Below are 26,020 nucleotides of genomic sequence, written 5' to 3' on the forward strand. Positions count from 1 at the left end.
CATTACTATATGTTTAATGATAAGGAAGGATTAGTTGAATAGTCAGTTTAGCCAAGGTGGAGGTCTTTAATAAGGATTAAGGAAAGCCGACCTTAATTTTTTCTGCTAATCAAGTGTTGAAGAGGGGAATTTTTATCATTCCATATGATCATTTCTTTTGCCGCCCCTTTTTTTTCTTTGCATATACTTATTTGCAACCTATAATAAATACAACGATAGTAAAAAGCTTCTACATGAGGCAAACTAAACTCGTGTTAGGAGGAAATGACATGCAAATCCAATTTTTAGGCACTGGTGCAGGGATGCCGTCAAAAGAACGCAATACGAGTTCGATCGCATTCAAACTGCTGGAAGAACGGGGCTCTATTTGGCTGTTTGACTGCGGGGAAGCGACACAGCACCAAATTTTGCATACAACGGTTAAACCGCGCAAAATCGATAAAATCTTTATTACACATTTACACGGCGACCATATTTTCGGGCTGCCCGGCTTTTTAAGTTCCCGTTCCTTTTTAGGCGGGGAGGACATGCTCACAATTTACGGGCCGGCGGGATTACAACAATGGATTGAACAAACATTACAATTATCTAAAACCCATTTAACATATCCGATTGAATTTGTCGAAGTAAAAGATGGCATCGTATTTGAAGATGAGAAGTTTACGGTACGTGCACTGTCGCTTCAGCATGTTGTCCCATGTTTCGGCTACCGGATTGAACAAAAGCCGATGCAAGGCGAGCTGCTGATTGACAAGGCTTTAGCATTAGGTGTGCCAAAAGGTCCGTTATTAGGCCAATTAAAAGCAGGTCATTCTGTAAAATTGGAAGATGGAACAGTTGTGGAAAGCAGCGATGTGACGTCACCACCACAGCCAGGGTTCACTGTTGCAATTTTAGGGGATACAAAGTATTGCGAGAACAGTATCCGTTTAGCACAAAATGCAGATGTTGTCGTACACGAAGCAACCTTTGACCATTCCACAATTGAACTTGCGGGCAAGTATGGACATGCGACAAATACAGAAGCAGCTAAAATTGCAAAAGAGGCACAAGCGAGACATTTGCTTTTGAATCATATAAGCGCCCGTTTTTTGAAGCATGATCTGATTCCGTTTTTGGAAGAAGCAAAAGCGATCTTCGAAAACAGTTATTTAGCAAATGATTTCAGCCAATATGAGTGGCGAAAAAACGAATTGCTGGAAATTGAATAGATGAATTTAATCGAGGTGTATAGTAAACGGGGTGAATGTTTACTATATGCTTCTTTACTTTTTTAAGAGAATTTTGTCCAATAACAGAAAGTTTCCGCTATAATGGAGGAAAGGGGGATGAATGATGCAGCAACCGACAATTTCACCAAAAGTATTACGATTGCTAGTTATTTTTCCAAATGTCATGAGCTATATTCTGTTATTTGGGGTCGTTGTGTACATACGAACAAACTTGGAAATGCTGAAAGTGACAGACGGCTTAACGACGTGGCTGATCATTGCGGCGGTATTAGGCCCGATTTCACTCTATACGACATTCAGTATTGTGAAGCGGATTAAGAATGGAACATTGTAAAGGATTCCGGTTCGCGTAAGGGGAAAAATATTAATTGAATTGATCACATGCCAAAACACTCAGTATTTTTTGAACTGAGTGTTTTTTTTATCTACTCTCTAATAACTCGAAGTAACTGCAATCCATCAGATGAATTTCCACTATATCCCGATATCCAACGAAGGTAGGGACTGAAATATGCTAATATAGGCCTAACCTTGTATAAAGGAGGATTATTTTGAATAAGTTCGGCAGAGGGATAGTAGCATTATTAGGAATTTTGCTTACTATAATTTCAAGTATTATATCAGGTGTGAATTTCTTTGATTTGAGTGGTGGTAAAGGCTTAAATACAGAAAAGATAGAAAAGAATATAGAAAAATTAAAAGGCTATTCTTGGTTTAATGAAGTATATAAAATGGAGGAGCATCAACGTTCATTTTATTTAAGCTTAAAAATTAGAAAGTACTTACAAAGTTCTATGCGTGTAAATAGATTAATTCGTTGTGAAAAAGAGCGAGTAAAGTTTATTTTAATGTTAGAAGAAGTGGCCCGACTACGTAATAAATGATTATTTAAATTTACCTTGTGAACTGGTTGTTAAAGAATAAATTTAGACGGAGGAAAGGCACATGAAAAAAATAATTCTCTTTAATCTATTATTTTGTATAGTTGCTGTTTTTGTTGCTTTCAATTATTTTAATATTAAATCTCGAAGCGCGGTTGTATTCAATTATGTGGAAGGCTATATGGAGACTAACTATGGGATTGATGGGGAAAATATAATTTTAGTAGAAAACAATTTCCGAAGAGGAATGGGGTTGTTTGAAATAGAAGTTAAGGATAAAGTTACGAATACCTATTACTTTTTTGAAGTCGATATTAGAGATGACTATTCATTAATATATATTAGAGATCTTTCAGAGTTACATCGTAAAAATCAGGCTGACCAAGAAAGGTGAGTGGCGGAAAATGATGAAACAAATTTATGCTTTTGAAAGCATACAGGATTTTGAAAACTATAAAGACGAAATTCAATTATTAAATAACAATTTGAATATGTATAAAGAATTGTTAATTAACCAATTTGAGCTCATAGAGTTACCTAAAACAATTGTTTGGACGAGTAGTAAGAATGCTACTACCGTATTTTCGCAAGTCCCTGTCCCAGCCTATACTAATCGGGAAACCATTTATATGTCGCCAAGTGTTAGTGAATGGAAGGCGTTTTACCTTTCGCTATTCGATGGTGAGGAATTAGAGAAAAGTGATGAAATTGAGTACATAAAACAATATTTCCAATCACTGACGATCGATGACGTTTTTTGTATTTTAGCTCATGAATTAACACATCATATTGAACTCTTTCCTGATGAGTTTGAAGATGAGCGCAATAACAGTATTTGGTTTGAAGAAGGGATGTGTGAATATCTCTCTCAAAGAATGACATTATCGGAACAGCGATATAATGAATTAAGGAAAAATGAAAACTTATTGATTAAACTATTTAAGCCAAAGTATGGCGGCTTTTCATTAGACGATTTTGGAGCAGGTAGTTATCATCAAACATCGTTAGCTTCAATTATGCTCAAATATTGGAGAAGCACCGCTGCAATTCATTTTTTAGTAGAATGTCGCTATGAAGGCGACGTAAAAAAGGTATTTAGCAAATATGAAGAATGGCATGAAAAAGGGCGACAGCAACCTTTAACTGAATATTTTGGTGTGGAGAAATTTTAAAACCAACTATCGGTGGAATTCATGATGATGAATTTCGCCTTTTTACTTAATAAAGTGAAGGTGTGTCCGTTTCACTAAATAAATAATCTGTTTGTGCTAATATATTCAATAAGTCTTTGCTTTAGGAGGTTCACATGAATTTGATCGCGCAACATCCTTATATTAAAGTAGAAAGAACCGTGACAAGTACTGAACAGTTTGAAATTGTGCATGACCGGATCATTTATTTATACAATGATAAAGTCGTTACACAAAATAGAGTATTTCCGATTAAAATAGTAATGGATTTTTCGTACCGGGAAATTGCAAAGCAGGGAGGGATCCTTTATTTACATACGCTACAAGGTGTATATACGTATATCGTGAAATCCTCACCAGAAGCTTTCATCAATGCATATAGAGAATATTTTAAGTAAATGCAGTATTTGAAAAATTAGATTTTTATGGTAGGATATAGGCGGTGACCGATTATATTAGGCTAATTTGGATTTACTATTCCAGTGTATAAGAGGTGGGGGAAGTTTGTTATATTTAACGCTGTTAGTAGGCTTGGTTTTGATCGTAATGACAACGAAGCTTACTCAAAAATTTAATTTATCAGGCATTTGGTTGATAGTTGGGCAAATTAGCGCGTCATTGATCATTGTATTGTTTGGTGATCTTGAAGTTAGTTATATTAATCAAATTGAATTAGGATTATTAGCGATTCCATTTTCTTTATTATTCCTAGTAGGGTTTTCTAATGTGATGAATATCGAAAAAGAGCAACAACCATTAATCTTGCTGTTGCCATGTATTTCATTACTTTGTCTTTCCATAGCGGCTTTGTTGATGGGTTATACATTTGCTTCAATTTCCGGACTATTTGCTGTGTTAACTATTATGTTGTGTGCTTCTATTTCAGGAAAAAAAACTTTAGGAAGAACCTTTACTACATCTATAGGTTTTGTAATTGCAGTACTGTCGTTGTCTTTACTTAAGCTTTCTTTTATCACAATTTACATTCCAATTTTTACTTTGGCATTACCGTTAGTAATTTATCTTTTCTTACAAAATAGATTAACTAGCGCACAGTCAATGATCATTAGCGCTTCAGTAGCTGTTTTGTTTGGTTTACTGATGTTTGTAATTCCCTTTAATATAATTTGGGATTTGGTAGTTGGGGCAACTGTTATTTTGGCTATTTCCCAATTCTCCTGTAAGTATCGATTTATTTAAAATTCATTTGGCGCGATTCTGTAATTGGAATCAGCGCTTATTTATTTTCTAGGGTGAAAATTTTGTACAAATAATCCTATGTAATTTTAAAGAATATAAAACTAAAGAAAAAAGAAAGAAGGTAACTGATGGGTATACTATTCGCTATATTGTTTTTCGTTGGTCTCTTTGCTATATATGATTTGATTAGAAGAATGAACAATAATATTCTGGAACAGACGGAAGAAATAAAGAAATTAAGAGAAGAAATAAATCAAAGAGATTATAAATAATCTAAAGCACTCTTGGACAATGTTTTATCAAAATAAAAAATATAAATTCTTGTAGGGGGTTCTATCTTGCAACTATTAAATTTTACGAAAGATAAAGCGAAACCAGTTTTGAATTATAATTCAATTTTCACTACCTATAATAAAATTATAAAAACTGAAACGCCCACAAATTTTGGATTTATTTATGTCGAAGCTAACGGTTTAGTAGGTCGTCATGAAGCACCTGTTCCACAATTGTTTATCGTGATTGAGGGAGAAGGTTGGGTTCAGGGGAAAAGCGACGAGAAGGTAAAATTGCAAATGGGTGAAGCTGTCTTATGGGAAAAAGGAGAAAGTCACGTTTGTGGTAGTCAAAAAGGTTTCACTGCTATTGTTATACAATCAGTAGAGTTACAAATATAGTATGGCCATAATTTTAGGAGGTAAAGAGTGAAAAATATACTGGGTTTAATAATGGGGTCTATAGCAGGTTGGTTAATATGGGGATATTTTACAGATGATTTTTCAGTAGAAAGGTTTTTCATGTTTTTAATGGGAATCATTATAGGGTACATAATCGGTAGAAGTAGGCCAAAAGAAGAAACTAAATAAGTACATAACCAGAAATGCGCCTATTTTAAGGGGACAATCTAGGTTGGTAATTTTATTCCATATTTTGATAGAGGTATTTTGAATGCTTAGATTTTGAAATATCGGCGAGGTGGCAAATGAAAAACTTATTTTTATTTATCTTTGTCCTTTTGTTAAGCTCCATCTGTTTAGGTTGTACTAATGAAAATCACGTAGCAACATTAAAAGAGCCAACAGAAATTGTAATTGAATTAGAGAAAGTATATATGGAAATGCGGGAAATTGCTTGGGCAAGTTTGAGCGATACGGATAAAGAAACCGTGATGGGGAATTGGAAAGACGCGAAAGTAACTGAGGAACAGCTCAGCGTTAATGATGAAGTACTCCCAGATAATAATCCAATGAAAGTCATGAAAGTAATATTTAATACATCTCGAGACAGATTTCTGGGGCCTATTGGCATCTATATAAATCCCGATACTAATAAAATAATTAGTAAAGACATAAGAATGTAAATACCTCTAAAACAACCCTCAGGATAAAGCTTATCCTTTTATTAGAAAAATAATTCAGGAGTGCTTTACTTTAAGAAGCATTTTCATCAATTGGGCGAGATTCTTAAACAAGAATTAGCGCCCATTTTACATTTAAGGGCATAAAATGTAGGAGAAATGTTATGAACTGCATTGAATTTAAGAGAGGACAAAGTAGTGGTTTAACAAAATCCTATTGACTATGTATATCTCCTAACTAACAATAACCTTTATGCAGAAGCTGAATCGTAAGACTAAAAGGTGGAACGAAACGTGAAAAGAGTGGAAAGAAGACAGCAACAAAAATTAACCGGGCGGATATGGAGTAAGGTTAAAGATAAAAAAATAATGGTGAAGGTTATAGCAGTGAGTTCAGTATTTTTATTATGCTGTTTTCTCATATTTAATATTTTTATTTGGGCAAGCGATGTCAGTAAACTAGAAGAACCCACTCCGCAGCCAACGATTATTTATGATCAAAATGGAGATATAGCCAGTAAGATTACGGGTTCTAAAATAGATGGGGTCAGTATAGGACAGATTCCGGAACATCTTATTCATGCTGTAATTGCAACGGAAGACCAGAAGTTTTACAAGCATGGTGGAATTAATATGATAGGGATTGTTCGGGCATTGACTCAAAACATGATGAGTGGAGAAATAGTGGCTGGAGGCAGTACGATTACACAGCAGTTAGCTAAAAATGTCTTTCTAACACAAGAACGTACATATACGAGAAAGTTAAAAGAACTCATATTGACGAAGAAAATTGAACGAACATACGATAAAGACGAAATAATGGAACGGTACTTAAACCAGATTTACTTTGGTGAAGGCGCATGGGGCATACAGCGTGCTTCCGAAACGTACTTCGGCAAAGATGTTAGTGAATTAACATTAGGTGAGTCGGCTATGCTTGCGGGGTTGATTAAAGCGCCGTCAGTTTTGTCACCATTAAAAGATATGAATAAATCAGTTCAACGGAGAGACCTTGTTCTAGCATTAATGGAAAAGGAAGGTTACATAACTCAAAACGATGCGAAAAAAGCAAAAGAACAACCTATCGTATTAGAGGGCAAAAAGATGGATGATTATAAGGGGAAATATCCTTATTATGTAGACCATATTATTGAAGAAGCGATCGAACAATACGGGCTTACAGAAAATGAGGTACTTTCGGGTGGACTTCATATTTATACAGAACTTAATCCTGCAATACAAAATGCAGTTGAACAGGTATATAAAGATTATGAAATGTTTCCTGAAGGGCAATCGGACCAGTTAATCCAAAGTGGAGCAATCTTCATCAATCCTTCAACCGGAGGAATCACTGCACTAATTGGAGGTAGAGGGGAACATACTTTTAGAGGATTTAATCGAGCTACTCAATTAAAACGTCAGCCTGCGTCAACTATGAAACCATTGGCGGCGTATACTCCTGCTTTGGAGCAAGGATATGAAATCTATGATAAATTACAAGATTCACCTATTAATATTGACGGGTATCAACCTATGAACTATGACAAACGATTCCATGGTGAAGTAACGATGTATGAAGCATTAGTGAATTCATACAACATCCCACCGGTATGGTTATTAAATAAAATGGGACTGAAATACGGTATAAATGCTGTTGAGCGTTTTGGTATTAAACTAAAAGAAGAGGATCATAATTTAGGTTTAGCACTTGGTGGTATGAGTGAAGGCATATCTCCTTTATCTATGGCTCAGGCATATTCCACATTTCCTAATGATGGTGTAATGGTAGAAGCACACTCTATACAAAAAATTGAAGATGCAGATGGCGAGGTCATTGCTAAGTGGCATCATAATGAGACGAGCGTTACGAAGCCCCTAGTCGCTCAAGAAATAACTTATATGCTTAAGGGCGTTGTTGAAGAAGGTTCAGCAAAGAATGCTCAAGTGGAAGGATGGGAAGTAGCCGGTAAAACGGGCACGACCGAGCTTCCTTTTGCGAATTCAGGGGGCGCGAAGGATCATTGGTTTGTAGGATATACGCCAGAAATTGTTGGGGCAGTTTGGATGGGATATGATCAAACAGATGAAAATCATTATTTGATGGGAACTGGCGGATCTACTGTCACAAAGATTTTCAAAGCAGTTTTGGCTGAATCTATGACGGAATTTAACCAAAAAGAATTTAACTTACCTCTACTAGCCAAACAGCTAAAAGAGCAGGAAAAGAAAGAGGAAAAGCAGAGGAAGAAAGAAAAAGAGATAGAGAAAAAAGAGAAGAAGGATAAGGAGAAGAAAGAGAAAGAGAAAGAGAAAGAGAAAGAAAAAGAGAAGAAAGAGAAGGATAAGGAGAAGAAAGAGAAACAAAAAGAGAAGAAAGACAAGGATAAGGAGAAGAAAGACAAGGATAAGGAGAAGAAAGACAAGGAAAAGGAGAAGGAGAACAAAAAGGAGGAAAAAGAGTAATTTGAAATAATCGAGATTTATTATGAGGGAAATCCTACTTTTCTAGATATAATCTGTTTGCCGGCTTTTGTTGCCATTTTTCCATTTAGCCGAAGAGAGGGGTTCCATACCATCTTTATTAAAAAAGTTTAAGTTTTTTAAGTTTTAAAATTTTTAATCTAAAGTGAAAAAGCCCGTGAAAAAATCTCACAGGCTTTGCTAATAAATTTTTCAAGACCTAAGTATTCTACTTATCAAAATTCGCACCATTATCATGCTTAAATGTTTTGTCTTTAGTAGGGAGGAATTCCTTTGCAATCTCTTCTAGGCTCTTCTGTTGTGATTTCATCGGAGCAAACGCATTGGACATTCGATTTGTTTGATCGTTTGCAGGGAGGAATTCTTTTGCAATTTCTTCCTGGCTTTTCGGTTGTGATTTCATTGAAGCAAATGCATTGGACATTCGGTTAGCTTGATCAGCAGGAAGGAACTCTTTCGCGATTTCTTCGATTTTGGATTTAGCATCGGTTGAAAGGATGGGTGAAAATTCTTTCGCGATCTCGTAAAGATTATCTAGCTTCGATTGATCATTACTTGCCTGCTTGTTTTCTTTATTGTTCTTATTTGACAATGTTATCATCTCCTCATTCCTTAATATGAGAGAGAGTGAATGGAATTATATCAAGAAATGATTGACAAATTTTTTAGTGATATTTTTGTTTTTAGATAGTGAACGTCATGAAAAAAATAAAATTGATCATCGGGCGCGATTCTATCAAAAGGATCAGCGCTCGTATCGTTATGACGCTTGTATGTACTTAGTTGTTTTTGCTATTGGTATGTTCAGATTACTTACGGATTCTTTTTTTGAAGGCTGCCAAATGAAGCTTTGCTGACTTTTATTCCGAATCAATTTTTAATGTACTCCAAATAGAACCCCAATTTTTACTTTGTACTCGATTTGAATAAATAGGATGTAATTTGGAGTCTTGATTAAATGGAGGCGTAGGTCTAACTAGTCCTACAAATAAATCATTTAAACCATAAGGAGCTAAGATTTCTATTTGATTGTTATTTAAACGAACGGCTACTGCTGTAGGTGTTTCAGGAAAATGAGCAACACCTTCAAATGATGATGAATAGGGTGGAACTCTGTTTTTAAAATGCATTCTGGCCTGGTTTTTTACAGACCAGGGTAGATGAGGCATACTCTTTTGCAACTTGGATTCTAATTTTTTTTCAGACTCGATTGAACTATTCAACTCGTCAAAATATATTACATCAATATCATTTATTTCTGTTTGTACATTATGTAAGTAATCCCAAACTTTATTTCGAATAACACCCGCTGCGACCCAGCAATCATTTAATTGTAATTCTTGCACGGTTTTTAAAATTGACATCAAAAGTTGGTCTGTTTTTATAATGTTCGTTAACTCTAATTCGTAATCCAAATGTAATCATCTCCTTTTTTACTGCTATTATATCCTTTGTATTTTGAACTTGCTATTCCTCATAGAAGTTTATACAAACTTAATGCTTAGAATATTTTGCCTTAGAGAAGCACTGGAATTCAGATTGATTTCATTATGGGAAATTCTTAACAAGTTTTCAGTTAAACTGGTAAAGTATGTATATGGAGGGGAGTTTAATGGGTAATTTTTTCATCATACTAATGATCTTTTTAATCATTATTGCAAATGTTATTGGATTTATAGTCTTCAAAAAAGAGAAAAGTCTGTACTCTGCTGCATTAATAATATTACTGCTGGCAGGTGCATTTGGCGGACTAGGCATTGCATTAACATTATTTATTAATGATGCCTTTGCTATATTCTACGGGTTAAATCTTGCCGGCTATTTACTAATAAATAGCCTTATTGTATTTCTTCTTGCTATTTTAGTTACTTTAATTAAAAAGTTATACAGTATTTTTTAATCCGAATTCAGAAATAGTTACTGTTTATTATAAAGGCAATCCTCATAAAATGAAGATTGCCTCAAATTGGTTATTTACTTTAACTATTTTCTAGAGAAGGTTTCGCTCTCTTATACAATAGTATTATCGTTAGTGCGTTTATTCCCTTTATAAATAAAATATAGGGAAATAAACATAAAGAGTAAGGCGAATATTCGTTTTATATCTAATTCTATGACTAAACTATTAAACCACCCAAAATGATCAATAATCACTCTGATTACTAGTTGCCCAGCTATACCAGCAATACTGGTTGCGATAACTCCAATTTGTGGTACTGCCATAACTGTCAAAAGTAAATATATAGTACCTAAAAATGCCGCACTTAATTGCCATTTTGGTGCCTCTAAAATTCCAAGTAGATTCCCGCTACCCAAAAATAAAATAAATATCGTCAAAAACATTGTCCCAGTGAGAAAGGTTAAAAATGTTGTTTCAATTGTTCCGGCTTTTCGACTAAATGTACCATTGATAGATGATTGTGCGCTTAATGTGATACCGCCAATCAATGTGAATAGAATCATAAATAATCCCATGGCCATACCTCCTAATTTATTAATATAAGTGCGATGATCATTGAAATAACTGCAAAGAGTTTTTCTTTATTAATCTTATTTTTCTTACTACCTAACCATCCAAAATGTTCGATCGTCATGCTCATCACTAATTGCCCGATGATGACAGCAACCATTGTTATGCCTACTCCGACGAATGGGACACTTACAACGATGGAAGTTAAATAAACAACACCTAAGAGCCCTCCAAGCAATGCCCATTTAGGTGCCTCCAAAGTATAGGAAATCCTGCCTTTTCCAAAAAAGAGCCACAAAAGACCCATGATAATAGAGCCCATAAAGAAGTTATAAAAGCTTGTTTCTATTTGTCCGATTGTTTTTCCTAGTTCAGCATAGATCGCGCCTTCAAAGCTAAGTGCTGCCCCAGCTAAAAAAGCAAATAGATAAAATATAAAGCGCATAGATGAAATCCTCTTTTCGGTATAATTGTATATCTAGAAATATCGATATAAGTATTGATAAAAAAACAGAAATCAATAATATTAGATATCTGTTTTAAAGTATTCAGCTAACTGTTGAATAAATTCTTCATTACGTCTGTAGTATGTCCATTGTCCATGGCGAATCGACTCAAGAAGCCCAGCTTTTTGCATCATATTTAAGTAGCTAGAAACCGTAGATTGAGAAATTTTGGCCTTTTCCTGAATATCCCCAACACATACTCCACCCTTGTAACTTACCTCCTTTGGTAGGTGAGCGCCTTGTTTTGGGAAATGTTTCTCGGGTTCTTTTAACCACTCGAGGATATTGAGTCTTGTTTCATTCGATAATGCTTTGAATACATCAATAGGTTCCATGCGTGTAATTATATATCTAGAATTTTCGATATGTCAAGGTGAGATATTGAAGTATTTCCCAGGAAAAGGTACCCGCTAGTTTAACTTATCTAGGGTTAAATATTTATAATAAAACTATTAAAAAGTACTACTTTTTTAATGATGTAATGTGTTTGGTTTGAAAGATCATTTTAATAAATATTAAGATTCGAAAGAGATATATCCTATACTATTCAACAATAAGGCGCAATTCTTCAATAAGAAAATCGAGTTTTTTAAGGCCATTTTCTGGAATAGGATTTAATAAGTAAGCTTGATATTTATGTTAAAATTCAATGATAATTAAATTATTTAAAACAAACATAGTAATGGAGCTGAAAATGGATATTTATGAAACTACAAGAAATTATGGAAAAACATTTTAATGGCCTTTCTATAACACCAGATTTTTATCATCAATGGAATATCGGTATACATCTAGAATTAGGAAATGACATTTATCAGTTTGGTGACAATAACCGCCTTAACATGGAAAGGTTTAATACGATTTATAAACAGGTATCTGCAATTGTTCCAATACTTTTCAATAAAATGGATGACGTCTTAGTGGTGGTAAATTCATACCCCCATGAAACAAACAAAGTAGTTAATCCTAACTTTTTCAAACGATATGTAAAAAAACAAAAATTAAAGTATTTCTTGCACTTACATGAGTTCCACTGGCAGTTCGATGAAGATAATTTACTTATTCAGCAAATGACATTGTTCTGTAAAGCTTCTGATTTGAAGATAGAACAGCTTTTGAAAACATTAATTCATGAGGATTTCCATACTCTACAACCTCGGTTAAGAAAAGCACATTGCTATTATGCACCTGATGTTTTTTTAATAAATGTTAATACTAATTGTATTTTTCATTTATACGATGATAGAGGGTGTGAAATAATAAGCGCAGATAAAGAACTACATGAAAAATTCGTTGAAACTTTTAGGGGGTGGGAATTGCAGGAAAAACCTCTTATTCCTTAATCGGGCGCGATTCTTCAATAAGAAGATCGCGTTTTTCCGTTATAGAGCAAGACTGTTAAGGAAGGCTCTTAAGTATTCATGTAGAATAGTATTGTTTAGACGTACACTTTAACTGTAAAAATTGTACAGAAGAAGGATGGGTAAATATTGAACTGGATTAAATTTCTATTATATTTTATAGCTGTATTACTTTTCCTCATAGTTTTATTAACATACATTCGGCTAGGTAAAATAATAAAGATAGAACAAAATGAAGAAATGATAAGTAATAAAGTGAGAAAAAGCACAAGTGTAATGATTGTGGTAATCATAATTGCAATAATTCTTTATTCAATTGCTGTTTTCTTATAAATATAATTAACCTAATATAAAATATGAGTATTTTCCTTATTAACTAACGAGGTGCTTTAGTTTTTTTTTAGTAAACGAGCATTTTCTTCTTACGTCTCTAGAAATAAGTAAACCATTCGTTTTTGAAAGGGGAGCTACATATGAATTTTGGGAAAGTTGTTTTTTTGGTTATCTTGCTCGGTTTTTCTCTTCTATCTGCTTGTGGACAGAAAACCGTTATATTTTCTGGGGAAGGTGAAAACTGGAGAGTACAAATTGAATATGAACAAAGGGGTGAAGATAGTAAAAAAACTGGTTACATTAAATATATTGGTACAGAACCAATTCCAAAAGAAATTGAATATTCGTTCACTGTTGTTTCTTCTTCTGGAAAAGGAGCATTAGGTTCAGATGGGGTCATGTCATTGGGAATAAGTGAGTGCAGTCCTTGTACCTCTCCAAGTGAGGATTCGGAAATTGTAGGATTAATAAAATGGAACAATCAATCAGAAACAGTTACCATAACAGGAGAGTAATTCGAACAGCTATTTTAGTAGTAATCAATTCCTGATCTTTAACAATCGGGCGCGATTCTTCAATAAGAAGATCGTGTTTTTCCGTTATATGACCATATTGTTGAACAATGCCTCTAAAGAAATTAAGATTAGCTGTCATCTTAAAGACTGGATTATAATAACAAAAAGAGGTGACTTGAATGAGAAAGATTTCTATTGCAAAGATGCTATTTGCCCCGATAATAGTAGCATTAGTTACCACATTAAGTAACGTATTTATCGAAGGAGTATTCCGCTCCGAAATAATGCCTCCTTCGACAGCTGAGAAAATACTGCTTGCTGTACTGCTTTATTTAGGAATCTATTTATTTACTATTATCTTTGTAGTCCCTATTGAAGTTTATTTAAATAATAGAATAAAAAACAAAATACTTTTTTTTGTTATAACAAATGTTATAGGTTTAATTTTGGTGTGGTGCATTGATATTTGGTTCTTTACTCTTGGTGATTTTATGTCTATATATTTGATTTTCCCATTGTTCTCAATTTTAACGATAATACGATTCAATTCTAATGCGAAATAAAATATATAGAGAAGGATGAGTGAAGGTTGGTTATCATTCTTTCAATATTCAACCATCGGGTGCAATTTTTGAAAAGACATGTGCCTTCTTCAGCTAAAGAGCCATATTGTTGAATAACATTCTTTTAAGAAGGTTCCCCAAACACCGCTTTTGGAACGATTATGTTATATTAGCGTGGAATTATCGGAACTTTTTGAATTCTAATCCGTAAATGTAATAATAGTTTCGAAGGAGGTGAAAAATTTTGAAGAAGTTTTCTGTATTTATAATTAGTTTCATAATATTATTTCTAGCATTTCAAATATTATCGGGTTTGATACTTACTGCTTTTCACACTCCAAATCTCCCTTCAATTGCAAATGATTTAAATCGAGAAATATTATTTGGAAGTGCCTCAAATCCATTCCTATTGGCATTGTTAACAGCCACAGTTGCTTATTCTCTAACTCAAAAGATATTTAGAGTATCAAACACTCAAACCAGCTAACTTGTGCTATATTCCACAATTGTGTATAAAGTTTTTAAATACGTTCCCAAATAAAAGTTTGGAAACACAGAAAACGATATTCAACAATCGCGCACGATTATTGAATGATGACATTTTTCTTTTTTCATAGCCACCCAATCTTTGAGAAAAGTGATTTAAGTAAAGTAAAGACCAAAATTTTAAAAAACATCCATTATCTCAATAAAGATTTAATGGATGTTTTTTAGCTTTATTAAAAATTTTTGTTATATATAACAAAACTTAAATCCCCTAAATATAAGTACTGTTTTCTTTTATTATACTTTTCACCCTATATTCGAATTATTAGTAGGTGTTTTTTTATTCCTCAAGCGCCAGTTCCCTTGAACGGTTTTCGGCACTTCGAACACAGTTCACAATCGCTTCGTTAAAGGACATCGATTCAAGTGCTTTGATCCCGGCTTCAGTCGTTCCTCCTGGACTTGTTACTTTTTTGCGCAATAGGGAAGGTTCCAAATTGCCGGATTTCAGCATTTCCGCGGAACCAGCAATCGTCTGTACCATCAGTTCCCGTACAATTTCCTTTGATAGACCAAACTCAGCACCAGCCCGTTCAAATGCTTCAACCAAATAGTATAAATAGGCAGGACCACTTCCAGAGAGCGCTGTAACTGCATGAAGCTTTTCTTCTTCGACTTCAATGACAATGCCAATCGCTTCTAACATTTGAATATAAAGCGCACGCTTCACGTCTGTTACATGGTTATTGAATGCAATGCCGGATGCAGACATGCCGATTGTTGCGGAGGTGTTCGGCATTACACGAGCGATTGGGCGGCTGCCGAGATGCTGTTCAATCGTATCAATGCTGACACCAGCCAGTACCGATAAAATTGCAGTATCAGCACTTAGATGGGGTGCGATGACTTCCATAGCAGCACGCGCATCTTTCGGTTTCATTGCTAAAATAACGAGGTCTGCATCCCGCAAGTGTGTATGGTCCTCCAATAGGTTGACATCATAGCTTTCCACCAGTTCGTTTAGACGTTCTTTATTCGACCGATTGGATATAAACAGGGCATGCGGGCTGATGACATTCTTTTTAATCCATCCATGAATGAGTGCTTCTGCCATCGAGCCTGCGCCAATAAAAATAATTTTTTGCATAAAGTATCCCTCCGATTTTTAAATCCGATTCCTTAAAGGAACATAAAAAAAGCATTTCCATCCCTACAATTAAGTAAGGACGAAAATGCATTGATCTCCGCGGTACCACCTTTATTCACACATAAAGTGTGCAGCTTCAGCCTTTTTATCGCAAAGGGTACGGTTATGTTGTCATAACGGCTCAAAAGGAGGTTCGATTATTCCAGCGGGTTATGCCGATTTCAGCAAAGACGGCACTCTCTATAACCTTAAAATAATCTACTTGGCTTTTTCATTGCCTGTAAATTTTGAATTATCCAAAATTATAGTGCTGTATTGAAAAACTGTCAACCTTTGACGTGACGAATGAAGAAAAAAGAGTTAAAATAAATGAATAGTCATTCATTACGAGCATATCAATTACGCCTCGGCGTAATTAGTCCAGATTTTTTTGAGTTTACTCAAAAGCTTTCAATTTAAAATCTGTGACATCTGCCAGGGCTTATCTTTATTCAGCTGGCTTTTGTACCAGCAGCTGGGTTAAACAAAACAAGCAGCTATCATCTACTTGAAGAGGTGAGTGATTGCTGAATTAAGATAAAGGGGATTAAAATATGGAAGTACATAAAATAGTTATACCGACACCATATGCAGTGGGAGATGTAAATGCTTTTCTAGTAAAGGGGGATACACTGACATTATTCGATGCAGGTCCGAAAACGGAAGAAGCATATGAAGCAATCAAATGGGGTTTACACAGTGCAGGTTATGACTTGAAAGACGTGGAACAAGTCGTGCTGACACATCATCATCCGGACCATGCCGGTTGGATCGATGCATTTCCAGCGGCGGAAGTATTAGGGCATCAATATGTTGATTACTGGATGAAGAAAGAACCGGAATTTCTGCAGTATCATGAGCGGTTTTTTAAAAAGCTTTTAATCGAGCAAGGAGTACCGGAAAAATACGTAAACCCGATTTTACATGTTAAAGGGGAAATTGAGTTATTCGGTACAATTCCATTGACTGGCTATTTAAAAGAGGGCGATGAAGTGCCAGGTCATCCTGGTTTGAAAGTATATGAAACACCCGGTCATGCACAAAGCCATCTGATTTTTGTCGACGAGACTACTCGGGAATGTATCGGTGGAGATTTACTGCTGGAACGCACATCATCGAATCCATTAATCGAGCCACCACTAGATTTATCGATGGAACGTCCTAAATCATTGCTGCAGTATAATGAATCACTCAAGCGACTGAAAAATTTAGAGATTTCAAAAGTGTACGCGGGGCACGGAGGGGAACTGACAAATATCGAACCACTCATCGATGAGCGCTTGGAAAAACAAAGACAACGTGCATTAAAAGTATACGGTCTGCTTCAAACACCGCAGACAAATTTTGAAATGACTACTCAATTATTTGAACGCATTTACCAGCAGCAGTTAGGATTGACACTATCGGAAACATTAGGGCAGTTTGATTACTTGGTCGATCAAGGGATGGTCGAGATTGAAGAGCGGGATGGGATTCATTATTATAAGAAAAGTGATATTTCCCGTCATGCTTCAAGAGAAGCGAATAAATCATTAAATAAAACAGGGTATTAATAGAAAAATGAAAAATCTTAAAGATGTTCAGTATTTATTAGAGCACAATGTCAATGGGTGGGAAATTTCTTCTTTAGATATAAACTATTTCGCTGAAACGATTTCCCTTATAGTTGAAAGTGTGAAAGGCCAAAATATTATTAAAACGCATGTAACTTTTAAAGAAGTTCTTTCTTATTTTATTTATCAGGAACCGGTCGTGTATGATCAGGAGTCAAACAAAACGTATAGGTTAAATGACCGAGAATATAATGATAAGAATTTTGTCAGTGAAATTGGCTACCATCAGAATGGATTCGGAAAAATTAAAATTGAAAGTTTAAACCGAGATTTAACAGCGATTGAAGATATCAGTTCAAATACAAATTTTTATTTCCAGGTGAATAATAAAGATCATTTTTTTATTGAGGCGAACGAAGTTCAAATCAATGATGAAACATTTAGTGATTTACTTCAAAGCAGTGGAAATTTTAAAATTCAATAGTTCGGATGCCTCCTAATTAAAAATTGGGAGGTTTTTTTGTAACCGGGTTGATTTAAATATTTTTCAAGTGACGTCTAACATATAAACAACTGCCTTTCATCAACTGACCAATTCATGTTCCTGCCTCCAATTTGTCTTTTGCCCTATATATGCCTCCCAAAAACAAAAAAGGGGACAAACTAAATGAAAATAATTTCTGGGTAGAGAAGATTATTAAAAGCCATAAAGAAAAAACTATCCGGTTGCGTTTTAACGCAACAATATATATTTTTTAAATTATTTAAAAGATAATAAATCTTTTTGAGGGGACGTTTTTGGCCATGTGGATGGGATATAATTGACCTGTTCTGGAGGAATCAGAACCGTCCGATGGGATGGACTAATTTGTACGTAAACAGGAAAGTGTAGAAGTTAAAGAAATTCCTATTTTAAAATAATAATTATAAAGTGGTGAGGAATAAAAAGTGTTATTTCTATAAAATAAAGCTCAGTAAGATTTTTAACAAAAATCGTTTACTGGGCTTTAATTTACAGATATTTGTTTATACACAAATTAATTGAACGATTTAGTTTTCGGAATCTGCTTCACCATTCTTTGAATCCTCTTCCATAACGTCAGGGAAGACCATTGATTCAGTTTGTTCACCAGTTTTTTCGTCGATTAAATTAACCTTAGTTTTAATATCGTCACTAGATTTGCCATCAAATGCACTGTAAAACATAGATACATAGGCCAATCCCATTAACCCAAATGCATCAAAACTATTTTCAAAGCTTGCCGTATCCACTGTTACGTCAAATTCTGTGAAGTCTTTGTTATATGAAATTTTTTTAAATGATTTAAAATCTTCGCCATTTACAAGATTATCGACCGTACTGACGATACTTTCTTCCATTTCTTTCATCATTTTTTTATGAGCAGACTTACTCATTTTATAATAAACAGAACCGTCTGGATTAACTTTTACTTCCTTAACACCTTTTTCTTTAGCAGCTGCTTCGATTTCTTCTGGCGTTTCATCTTCAAAAAACTCTGCAGGTAAAGTGAGCTCAACATTTAAAAGCCCTTTATCTACTGCTAAACTTTGTTCCTTTTGATCAGCCGATTGTTTTATTTCTTCTTCTCCGCTACAAGCTGTTAAAATTAATAGCGCTGTGCTTAAAATAAATAATGATTTTTTCATTTCAAATACTCCTTCGATTACCAAGTGAAGCCGTAGCTTTTTACTTCGATTTTATTTACTTTTGAACCAATGTTATCTGGTAATGGCGGGTAGCTTAGTTCAAAACCTGCTTCACCACCTGCAGCTAGTCCTACATCAACGCTGCCCGATAATCCGCCTAAAATTTTACCGTTTTCATCATATAAAATGGCCGCGAGACGTATATCTTCTTGCTGAACGTCTGTAGGGTTTTTAACAATACCTGTAACACTATATTCATAGTCACTTGAAATCCCTTTTACGGCACTAACTTCCATTAAGTTTGAATCTTCTTCTGTTGCATCAAAATTAAAGTTAAATGTTGTTTCAGAATAATTGTCTAGTGATGTTACATCATTGAGTGTTGTGCCTTCCACGATCATTGCTGATTCTCCAGGCTGAACAATTTCAGGAACAGCATAGATCATAGTTGAAGTGCCTAGAATACTCCCGTCTTTCCCTTTGTAATTCATTTGTGTTTCGCCAATATCAACCGGCACTTCGCCTGTGTTTCTAAAAATTGCCGCTGTGTTGATCCAAATTGAGTCAATAGAGTCGCTCCATATAGTAGATCCTGAATCTTCAATCTCTAATTTTGCATTGACTTTTTCCTTGGCTTGAGTTGTTTCTTCTGAATTTTCAGATTGACTTTCTTTTTCAGCTGATTGTGAAATGGTTTGTTTTGAATCTCCACATGCAGATAATATGAAAAGTAAAGTAATCAATAATATAGTGATTTTTTTCATTTGAATCCTCCTGATATACTACCGGGAATTAATATAATCCCTGAATGATTATAACATGGTCTAAAAGTAATACTTGATTTTTAAATAAATCAAAATTATTGAATCATATATTAAAATATTCCTAAAGTACCAAGATTCAATCCACAAAAACCTTCAATATTTTACTAAGTTCCCCGTACTTTTTTTAGCATTTCCTATCTACAGCTAGACTTCAAATAGTAAGATTTTATATGCTAATTTCAACAAGATTTGAATACAAAGGATGGGATACGATGCAGCAGCATAGTACGGCGGTTTATAATATTGAACAGTTTGGTGCGGTTGGTGATGGCTGGGCTAATAATACATCCGCGATAAAGCGTGCGGTGGAGGCTTGTTCACAGGGAGGGGGCGGGACGATTTATGTGCCTGCCGGTGTTTTTGTGACGGGTGCGATTGAAATGAAAAGTAATATGCATCTGCATTTGGAGGCGGGTTCCGAGCTTTTGTTTTCAAACGATCGGGCGGATTATCCGGTCATTTCCTCTCGCTGGGAAGGGGCGAGTCGTGATGTGTATATGTCCTGTATTTATGCCTGTCATGCGGAAAATATCGCCATTACCGGTTTTGGCACATTGAATGGACAGGGTGCCTATTGGTGGAAGCTGTTTAAAGAGGATTCTCTTGCATACCCTCGCCCTAATTTAGTGAGCTTTGACCATTGTGAGCGGGTGCATATCGAGCAGGTGAAAATGATCGATTCTCCGAGCTGGACGGTACATCCGAACGATTGTGACAATGTGACGATTTCGGGTGTGTCGATTGTAAATCCCGCGAATTCCCCGAATACGGACGGCATTAATCCGGAATCGTGCCGCAACGTGAAAATTTCCGATTGTTCAATTGATGTCGGGGATGACTGTATTGCGATAAAAGCAGGTACCGAGGATGCGGAGCGCGCAATTCCTTGTGAAAATATAACGATTACGAACTGTACGATGCTCCACGGTCATGGCGGGGTCGTCTTCGGCAGTGAGATGAGCGGAGATATTCGTAATGTCGTTGTGTCGAACTGTATTTTTGAAGGCACAGACCGCGGTATTCGCTTTAAGTCACGGCGAGGAAGAGGCGGTACGATTGAAAATATCCGTGTAAACAATATTGTGATGAATAATGTCATTTGTCCGTTTATACTAAACTTATACTATTATCACGGTCCACGAGGAATGGAGCCGTATGTTTGGGATAAGGAGGTGCAGCCTGTTACAGCGCTGACACCGAAGTTCAGACATATTCATTTTTCGAATATAACCGCGACGGACGTAACGGCGGCTGCCGGCTTTATGTATGGCTTACCGGAGATGCCGGTCGAGGATATTACATTCAGCCATATTCGTATTGCGATGAAACTGGATGCAGAGCCAGATTTACCGGCAATGATGGAGGGTCTGCAACCGATGAAACAACGTGGTTTTTTCTGTTCCAATGCGGAAGATGTGTTGTTTGAGCATGTGACGGTCCAACAGCATGAAGGACCGGCATTTGAAATAACGAATAGTAAAAATGTCGTGATGGAACACTGTCGTTCCAAAGATACGGCAAAGGATGAAATGCTTGTCCAAATGTCGAATGTGAGAAGCTAGCTAACGTTAAGGGGGAATCTCATTGAGCAGCTTACGAAAAACCTATATGTTATATGTCTTCCCCATTTGTTTACTGTTAATGTTGGCGGGTTGTTCAAGTGAGGAAGCAGAAAAGGTGGATGGCTCTCCGAAAGAAGACGTGACCTTAACGTTTTGGTTTGATGATGCCGGTCCGTTACGAACGGCCATTTGGAAAGAACTGATCGCGACCTTTGAAGAGGAGCATCCCCATATTCATATTGAATACGAAGGCTTCGTGAAGGATATCGCGAAACCGAAATTCAATTCGGCACTCGCAATGCAGGCATTGCCGGATGTTGGCAGCATTTATACGAGCTGGTTACCGGAATATACAAATCGTGAAGCATTGGTGCCACTGGATTCCTATTTTGAAAAGTGGGAAGAAGGAGACAAGATTGCGGAGTCTCTCATCAGTTACAATCGAAATATATCACAGGATCATCAATTGTACGGATTGCCTTACACTCGAAATATGGATGTCCTCTGGGTACGAAAGGATTGGCTCTCCAACTATGAGCTGGATACGATAGATACATGGAATGACTTTTTTCATACGGTGAAAACTTTTACGGATAAGGAGCATCAACAGTATGGTTACAGCATTCGCGGCGGGGAAGGGTCGTCACTTCAGCTGCAGCGGATGATGTATGCCTATTCGGGTATTTCAACGTATATCAAAAATGGAGAGAGTACAATTGATGACCCGCTCCATGTGGAGTTTCTGGAAAAATATTTGTCGCTCTATGACTTACATACATCGAGAAATGATATTGTAAAAGATTATAAAGGCATGCTTGACAATTTTGAACATGGCGCTGTCGGTTTAATCCAGCATAATATCGGCTCATATGCAGAGCATCAAAAAGTGCTGTCACCAGATCAGTTTCAGGCATTGCCATTGCCGAAGTCAGTCAATGGGCATTACACTGTCGAGGCAGGTAATACGATGGATATGGTAATGTTCGAGGGCACCGATCATCCGGAAGAGGCATGGACATTTATTTCCTTTATCGCGTCGCAAAAGGGACAAAGCCATTGGAACAAACGAGTCGGTCAATTGCCGACACATGAGGATGTGTTGGAGGAGGCGTGGGTGCAAAATTCGCCGCATCTGCAAACAGCGCTTTCTGTCTATCAAGATCCAAACACGAAAATGTACGAGCCGCCGTTCTATTTAATTGCGTATAATTCCATCCGGTATACGATTGTCGAACCTGGGCTTCAGGAAGTGCTAAGCGGTACGAAAACAATTGAGCAGTTCTTGAAAGAGTGGAGCGTGGCCATTGAAAATGAATATGCACTATATGAAAAATATCATGCCCAAACGGGAAGCGCTGAGTAGGTGAAAAAACTGCTCAGCGTTTTTTTATGCCATCAAAATGTGAAGATTCTTAAAATTTTTATCTAACATCTTAATATTTTGAATATTTCGGGAAAGCGTTTTCAATTAGAATGATTTGTAAGAAGGGAGGAAATTTAATGAGTTATTCCCCAGAAGTAAATGAACCAGTATTGGAAAAAAAGAAAAGCGAAAAAGTCCGCAAATTTAATAAGGCGAAGCTGGTCCCATATCTATTCATTACGCCGGCCGTACTAATGGTTGTAAGTTTCCTTTTCTACCCGATAGGAATGGTATTTTATTATAGCTTCCAAAACTACGATATTTCGGCACCTTACTATAATAGTTTTGCAGGGCTCGATAACTTCGTGAATATTTTTACCAGTGATAAGCTGTTCTTCCCGAGCTTACTCAACAGTTTGAAGTGGGTTGTTACAGAGGTGGGGCTTCAATTGGTATTTGGTCTGATTTTGGCTCTGTTGCTTAACCAGACATTTAAATTCAGAGGAATTATACGTGCGGTTGCTTTTATTCCTTGGGCGATTTCAGGTGTACTGGCATCTGTTATCTGGTCACTGATGTACAACGAGCATATGGGTGTACTGAATGATATCCTGATGCGTTTCGGCATTATAGATTCACCGCAAGCCTTTTTGGCAAGTACATCTACCGCATTTGGTGCAGTAGTTATTGCCGAACTGTGGAGGGGGATTCCATTCTTTGCGATTACCCTTTTGGCCGGTCTGCAAAGTATTCCGCAAGAATTGTACGAAGCAGCGCGCGTAGATGGTGCGAGCCGCTGGAAATCATTCCTGTTCGTAACATTGCCGCAGTTGAAAAATACGATTATTTTAACGACACTGCTGCGAGTGGTTTGGGAGTTTAATAACGTTGACCTGATCTTCAACTTAACAGGCGGCGGACCTGCCCATTCAACAACGACACTGACTATGTATATTGCAGAATTAGCTGTTCATGGCAGTAACTTTGGATATGGCTCAGCGCTTACAGTCATTTCGTTTGGTATTCTATTAGTTTTCGCGGCGCTTTATCTGAAATTATCGCGCTATGAAAAGGAGTGATAGCCTATGTTTTCTAAAAATAAAAAAATAGATAAGTTATTGACACTTTATGTGCCGCTCGGTATGTTGTTAAGTTTTACCCTTTTCCCGCTCTATTGGACGATCAATACGGCGTTCAAGCCTGAGGGAGATATTATGAAGCGTCCGCTGGAATATGCGCCGCTTAATCCGACAGTGGAAAACTTTGTGATGGCGTGGAATAATGTCGGGTTTGCCACATTCATGAAAAACAGTTTGATTGTCGGCGTCAGTACAGTAATTGTCGTATTGATCTGTTCAACATTATCCGGCTATGCATTGGCCCGTTATCAGTTCAAGGGAAAACGCGCTTTTATGCTGATGCTGTTATGTACGCAATTTATCCCGAGATCAATGATGATTATCCCGTTATTTATCATTTTCAAAAATTTAGGGCTGATCAGCAGTCCACTCGCTCTAATTATTACGTATACGGCGATTGAGATTCCGTTTACGACCATATTGATGAGCGGGTTCATCGCAAACGTTCCGAAAGAGTTGGAGGAAGCGGCGATGATTGATGGGTGTACGAAACTTCAGTCCATCCGTCATGTCGTGTTCCCGCTGCTGCTTCCAGGTATTGTCGCAACAGGGGTGTTTACATTCATTTACACATGGAATGAATTTTTAATTGCCTTAATGCTCACGAATCGTCAGGACCGGTTCACCTTGCCGGTCGGTCTGAGTACGATGATGGGCGAATTCAATGTCAACTACGGTGCGTTGGCAGCAGGCAGTGTCATTGCCTTAATTCCGGCAGTAATTTTATTTGCATATGCACAAAAGCATTTAGTCAATGGTATGGGTGGAGCAGTAAAAGGTTAATTGTACATGAATTTATAAGGGGTGAAGGTTGATGTTCAAAAGCAAGTTCAGAAAATCGATAGCAGTAGGTACGATCGCAACAGCGTTATTATTGGCCGCTTGCGGGGATGATGAGTCGGCAGGTAAAAAAGAGGTATCAGCAGAAAACGGAAAGCCGGTAAAAATTACGTTCTGGGATGAAAATGCCGGACCGCAGCGAACACCGATTTGGGAGGAATTAATTTCCCGATTTGAAAAGGAAAACCCGATGATTGATGTGGAGTATGTCGGATTACCGAAAGACTCGGCAAAATCAAAAATGGATGCGGCCATTGCAGCGGACGATACGCCGGATTTGGCATCTGTCCAAACGAGCTGGTTACCTGAATTCTCGATTCGTGAAGCATTACTGCCATTAGATGATTATTTTGCTGATTCAGAGCTGAACGGTATGATCAATGAAGGGGCACTGAATTTCAATAAGGACATCGTAGCGGATAAAAAGCTATACGGAATTCCTTATACACAAAACCTGGATATCCTTTGGGTACGCAAAGACTGGTTTGAAGAAAAAGGAGTAAAGATTCCTGAGACTTGGGATGAATTTTATGCGGCTGCAGAAGCAATGACGGATAAAGCGAATAATCGCTACGGCTATACAATCCGTGGCGGAGCAGGCGGATCATTCCAAATTCAGCGTATGATGTATGCGTACAACGGGTTTGAAAATTATTTGATGGAAGACGGCAAAGCAACGATCAATGATTCGAAAAACGTCGAGTTTATCGAAAAGTATTTATCGTTATATGAAGACTACACACCGAAAAGCGATATTACAAACGGCTATAAAGAAATGATCGCCGGCTTTGATACAGGTGTAGTGGCAATGGTACAGCATAACATCGGTTCATTCGGTGAGCACAAGGAAGCATTGGAAGAAGGACAGTTCCAGGCGATTCCACTGCCTAAATCGGAAGACGGCAATTACGTGGCGGAAGGCGGAAATACAATCGGTATTTCAATTTTCAACGGGACAGACAATCCCGATGAAGCATGGAAATTTGCAGAATTCCTGAACTCGGCAGCTAGTCAAAGTTTCTGGAATGAGCAAGTCGGTCAGATTCCGACGAACAGTGACGTGTTAAAAGAAGACTGGATTCAAAATTCGCCTCATATTCAAACCGCATTTGAAGTGTATGATGATCCGAACACAGTTCTTTATAAGCCGCCATTCTATTTACCTGAATACCGTTCAATCCTGGATGGTACGGTCGATGCGGGAATCCAATCGGTAATGAGTGGTAAAGCGTCAGCACAGGAATTTTTAGATGAGTGGGCGGGTGCGATGGAAGCTGCGCAAGCTAAATATTCAGAGCACTTCGGCAAATAAT

General features: G+C 36.7%; 31 protein-coding genes and 1 other annotated feature. Of the genes, 23 read left to right on the forward strand and 8 right to left on the reverse strand.

All coding sequences use genetic code 11. The annotated features are described in order from the left end of the window. Positions 1-269 precede the first annotated feature (269 nt). From rnz to MHB58_RS08330, 11 genes are all read left to right on the forward strand, one after another. Positions 270-1,211 carry a ribonuclease Z gene (gene rnz / locus MHB58_RS08280; RefSeq protein WP_014824071.1) on the forward strand — a complete coding sequence of 314 codons (942 nt, stop codon included), beginning with the start codon at positions 270-272 and terminating at the stop codon, positions 1,209-1,211. A gap of 124 nt (positions 1,212-1,335) precedes the next feature. Next, on the forward strand, positions 1,336-1,566 hold the full coding sequence (locus MHB58_RS08285; RefSeq protein WP_014824070.1) for a hypothetical protein: 231 nt from the start codon (positions 1,336-1,338) through the stop codon (positions 1,564-1,566). A 217-nt stretch (positions 1,567-1,783) separates the two neighbouring features. Continuing rightward, positions 1,784-2,116, forward strand: a complete 333-nt coding sequence (locus MHB58_RS08290; RefSeq protein ID WP_340735011.1) for a nitrite reductase — start codon at positions 1,784-1,786, stop codon at positions 2,114-2,116. 61 nt (positions 2,117-2,177) lie between these two features. Next, the gene (locus MHB58_RS08295; RefSeq protein WP_340735012.1) at positions 2,178-2,507 is read left to right on the forward strand and encodes a histidine kinase; all 330 of its coding nucleotides are present in this window, start codon (positions 2,178-2,180) and stop codon (positions 2,505-2,507) included. A 10-nt stretch (positions 2,508-2,517) separates the two neighbouring features. Continuing rightward, complete coding sequence (locus MHB58_RS08300) at positions 2,518-3,285, forward strand: hypothetical protein (RefSeq protein WP_340735013.1); 768 nt, start codon at positions 2,518-2,520, stop codon at positions 3,283-3,285. A 134-nt stretch (positions 3,286-3,419) separates the two neighbouring features. Next, on the forward strand, positions 3,420-3,701 hold the full coding sequence (locus MHB58_RS08305) for a hypothetical protein (protein WP_008407889.1): 282 nt from the start codon (positions 3,420-3,422) through the stop codon (positions 3,699-3,701). A gap of 106 nt (positions 3,702-3,807) precedes the next feature. Then, on the forward strand, positions 3,808-4,503 hold the full coding sequence (locus tag MHB58_RS08310; protein WP_065216173.1) for a UDP-N-acetylmuramyl pentapeptide phosphotransferase: 696 nt from the start codon (positions 3,808-3,810) through the stop codon (positions 4,501-4,503). Between the two features lie 338 nt (positions 4,504-4,841). Next, positions 4,842-5,177 carry a cupin domain-containing protein gene (locus tag MHB58_RS08315; protein ID WP_008407884.1) on the forward strand — a complete coding sequence of 112 codons (336 nt, stop codon included), beginning with the start codon at positions 4,842-4,844 and terminating at the stop codon, positions 5,175-5,177. Positions 5,178-5,204: 27 nt separating this feature from the next. Continuing rightward, the gene (locus MHB58_RS08320; protein WP_065216172.1) at positions 5,205-5,366 is read left to right on the forward strand and encodes a tRNA U-34 5-methylaminomethyl-2-thiouridine biosynthesis protein; all 162 of its coding nucleotides are present in this window, start codon (positions 5,205-5,207) and stop codon (positions 5,364-5,366) included. A gap of 116 nt (positions 5,367-5,482) precedes the next feature. Further along, positions 5,483-5,860 (forward strand): hypothetical protein, encoded by a 378-nt coding sequence (locus MHB58_RS08325; protein ID WP_065216171.1) that lies wholly within the window; start codon positions 5,483-5,485, stop codon positions 5,858-5,860. Positions 5,861-6,151: 291 nt separating this feature from the next. Continuing rightward, a complete protein-coding gene (locus MHB58_RS08330) occupies positions 6,152-8,320 on the forward strand; it encodes a transglycosylase domain-containing protein (RefSeq protein WP_065216170.1) in 2,169 nt (722 codons plus the stop codon). Between the two features lie 226 nt (positions 8,321-8,546). On the opposite strand, the gene MHB58_RS08335 is transcribed toward MHB58_RS08330, so the two are convergent. Together MHB58_RS08335 and MHB58_RS08340 are read right to left on the reverse strand one after the other, a co-directional pair. Beyond that, entirely contained in the window at positions 8,547-8,939 is a 393-nt protein-coding gene (locus MHB58_RS08335) for a cohesin (RefSeq protein WP_231918669.1), read from the reverse strand. A gap of 259 nt (positions 8,940-9,198) precedes the next feature. Beyond that, positions 9,199-9,753 carry a nucleotidyltransferase family protein gene (locus MHB58_RS08340; protein ID WP_082990833.1) on the reverse strand — a complete coding sequence of 185 codons (555 nt, stop codon included), beginning with the start codon at positions 9,751-9,753 and terminating at the stop codon, positions 9,199-9,201. Between the two features lie 197 nt (positions 9,754-9,950). On the opposite strand from MHB58_RS08340, the gene MHB58_RS08345 reads away from it, so the two are divergent. After that, entirely contained in the window at positions 9,951-10,238 is a 288-nt protein-coding gene (locus tag MHB58_RS08345) for a 3-isopropylmalate dehydrogenase (RefSeq protein ID WP_065216168.1), read from the forward strand. A gap of 110 nt (positions 10,239-10,348) precedes the next feature. Here MHB58_RS08345 and MHB58_RS08350 read toward each other — a convergent pair whose 3' ends face one another. The 3 genes from MHB58_RS08350 to MHB58_RS08360 form a co-directional block, all read right to left on the reverse strand. Continuing rightward, positions 10,349-10,813 carry a DMT family transporter gene (locus tag MHB58_RS08350; RefSeq protein WP_340735014.1) on the reverse strand — a complete coding sequence of 155 codons (465 nt, stop codon included), beginning with the start codon at positions 10,811-10,813 and terminating at the stop codon, positions 10,349-10,351. Between the two features lie 11 nt (positions 10,814-10,824). Next, positions 10,825-11,253, reverse strand: coding sequence for a DMT family transporter (locus MHB58_RS08355; protein WP_065216166.1), 429 nt, complete (start codon positions 11,251-11,253; stop codon positions 10,825-10,827). 81 nt (positions 11,254-11,334) lie between these two features. Then, complete coding sequence (locus MHB58_RS08360) at positions 11,335-11,649, reverse strand: ArsR/SmtB family transcription factor (protein ID WP_008407867.1); 315 nt, start codon at positions 11,647-11,649, stop codon at positions 11,335-11,337. A 369-nt stretch (positions 11,650-12,018) separates the two neighbouring features. On the opposite strand from MHB58_RS08360, the gene MHB58_RS08365 reads away from it, so the two are divergent. The 4 genes from MHB58_RS08365 (at position 12,019) to MHB58_RS08380 (ending at position 14,573) form a co-directional block, all read left to right on the forward strand. Further along, a complete protein-coding gene (locus MHB58_RS08365) occupies positions 12,019-12,657 on the forward strand; it encodes a DUF3885 domain-containing protein (protein WP_065216165.1) in 639 nt (212 codons plus the stop codon). A 491-nt stretch (positions 12,658-13,148) separates the two neighbouring features. Further along, positions 13,149-13,523 (forward strand): phosphoadenosine phosphosulfate sulfotransferase, encoded by a 375-nt coding sequence (locus MHB58_RS08370; protein WP_340735015.1) that lies wholly within the window; start codon positions 13,149-13,151, stop codon positions 13,521-13,523. 179 nt (positions 13,524-13,702) lie between these two features. Further along, positions 13,703-14,086 (forward strand): pilus assembly protein PilB, encoded by a 384-nt coding sequence (locus MHB58_RS08375; protein WP_340735016.1) that lies wholly within the window; start codon positions 13,703-13,705, stop codon positions 14,084-14,086. A 244-nt stretch (positions 14,087-14,330) separates the two neighbouring features. Next, positions 14,331-14,573, forward strand: a complete 243-nt coding sequence (locus MHB58_RS08380; RefSeq protein WP_340735017.1) for a hypothetical protein — start codon at positions 14,331-14,333, stop codon at positions 14,571-14,573. A 339-nt stretch (positions 14,574-14,912) separates the two neighbouring features. On the opposite strand, the gene proC is transcribed toward MHB58_RS08380, so the two are convergent. Continuing rightward, on the reverse strand, positions 14,913-15,719 hold the full coding sequence (gene proC, locus MHB58_RS08385) for a pyrroline-5-carboxylate reductase (RefSeq protein ID WP_340735018.1): 807 nt from the start codon (positions 15,717-15,719) through the stop codon (positions 14,913-14,915). A gap of 72 nt (positions 15,720-15,791) precedes the next feature. Further along, positions 15,792-16,003: a binding site (T-box leader), on the reverse strand. 309 nt (positions 16,004-16,312) lie between these two features. On the opposite strand from proC, the gene MHB58_RS08390 reads away from it, so the two are divergent. Both MHB58_RS08390 and MHB58_RS08395 read left to right on the forward strand, forming a co-directional pair. After that, positions 16,313-17,311: an MBL fold metallo-hydrolase gene (locus MHB58_RS08390; protein WP_340735019.1), complete on the forward strand. Its 999-nt coding sequence runs from the start codon at positions 16,313-16,315 to the stop codon at positions 17,309-17,311. Between the two features lie 7 nt (positions 17,312-17,318). Continuing rightward, positions 17,319-17,795 carry a YxiG family protein gene (locus MHB58_RS08395; RefSeq protein WP_340735020.1) on the forward strand — a complete coding sequence of 159 codons (477 nt, stop codon included), beginning with the start codon at positions 17,319-17,321 and terminating at the stop codon, positions 17,793-17,795. A 566-nt stretch (positions 17,796-18,361) separates the two neighbouring features. On the opposite strand, the gene MHB58_RS08400 is transcribed toward MHB58_RS08395, so the two are convergent. Both MHB58_RS08400 and MHB58_RS08405 read right to left on the reverse strand, forming a co-directional pair. Beyond that, positions 18,362-18,979, reverse strand: a complete 618-nt coding sequence (locus tag MHB58_RS08400; RefSeq protein WP_340735021.1) for a hypothetical protein — start codon at positions 18,977-18,979, stop codon at positions 18,362-18,364. A 17-nt stretch (positions 18,980-18,996) separates the two neighbouring features. Next, a complete protein-coding gene (locus MHB58_RS08405; protein ID WP_340735022.1) occupies positions 18,997-19,743 on the reverse strand; it encodes an FxLYD domain-containing protein in 747 nt (248 codons plus the stop codon). A 272-nt stretch (positions 19,744-20,015) separates the two neighbouring features. On the opposite strand from MHB58_RS08405, the gene MHB58_RS08410 reads away from it, so the two are divergent. The 5 genes from MHB58_RS08410 to MHB58_RS08430 all read left to right on the forward strand — a co-directional run bounded on the left by MHB58_RS08410 (position 20,016) and on the right by MHB58_RS08430 (position 26,019). Further along, on the forward strand, positions 20,016-21,365 hold the full coding sequence (locus tag MHB58_RS08410; RefSeq protein ID WP_014824047.1) for a glycoside hydrolase family 28 protein: 1,350 nt from the start codon (positions 20,016-20,018) through the stop codon (positions 21,363-21,365). A 22-nt stretch (positions 21,366-21,387) separates the two neighbouring features. Next, positions 21,388-22,728: an ABC transporter substrate-binding protein gene (locus MHB58_RS08415; RefSeq protein ID WP_014824046.1), complete on the forward strand. Its 1,341-nt coding sequence runs from the start codon at positions 21,388-21,390 to the stop codon at positions 22,726-22,728. Positions 22,729-22,865: 137 nt separating this feature from the next. After that, positions 22,866-23,807, forward strand: a complete 942-nt coding sequence (locus tag MHB58_RS08420) for a carbohydrate ABC transporter permease (RefSeq protein ID WP_008407851.1) — start codon at positions 22,866-22,868, stop codon at positions 23,805-23,807. Between the two features lie 6 nt (positions 23,808-23,813). Beyond that, positions 23,814-24,650: a carbohydrate ABC transporter permease gene (locus tag MHB58_RS08425; RefSeq protein WP_008407849.1), complete on the forward strand. Its 837-nt coding sequence runs from the start codon at positions 23,814-23,816 to the stop codon at positions 24,648-24,650. Positions 24,651-24,681: 31 nt separating this feature from the next. Beyond that, positions 24,682-26,019: an ABC transporter substrate-binding protein gene (locus MHB58_RS08430; protein ID WP_065216154.1), complete on the forward strand. Its 1,338-nt coding sequence runs from the start codon at positions 24,682-24,684 to the stop codon at positions 26,017-26,019. Position 26,020: the final 1 nt, after the last annotated feature.

Origin of the sequence: Solibacillus sp. FSL K6-1554, from assembly GCF_038005185.1 — a bacterium.
In the GTDB taxonomy this organism is placed as follows: domain Bacteria; phylum Bacillota; class Bacilli; order Bacillales_A; family Planococcaceae; genus Solibacillus; species Solibacillus silvestris.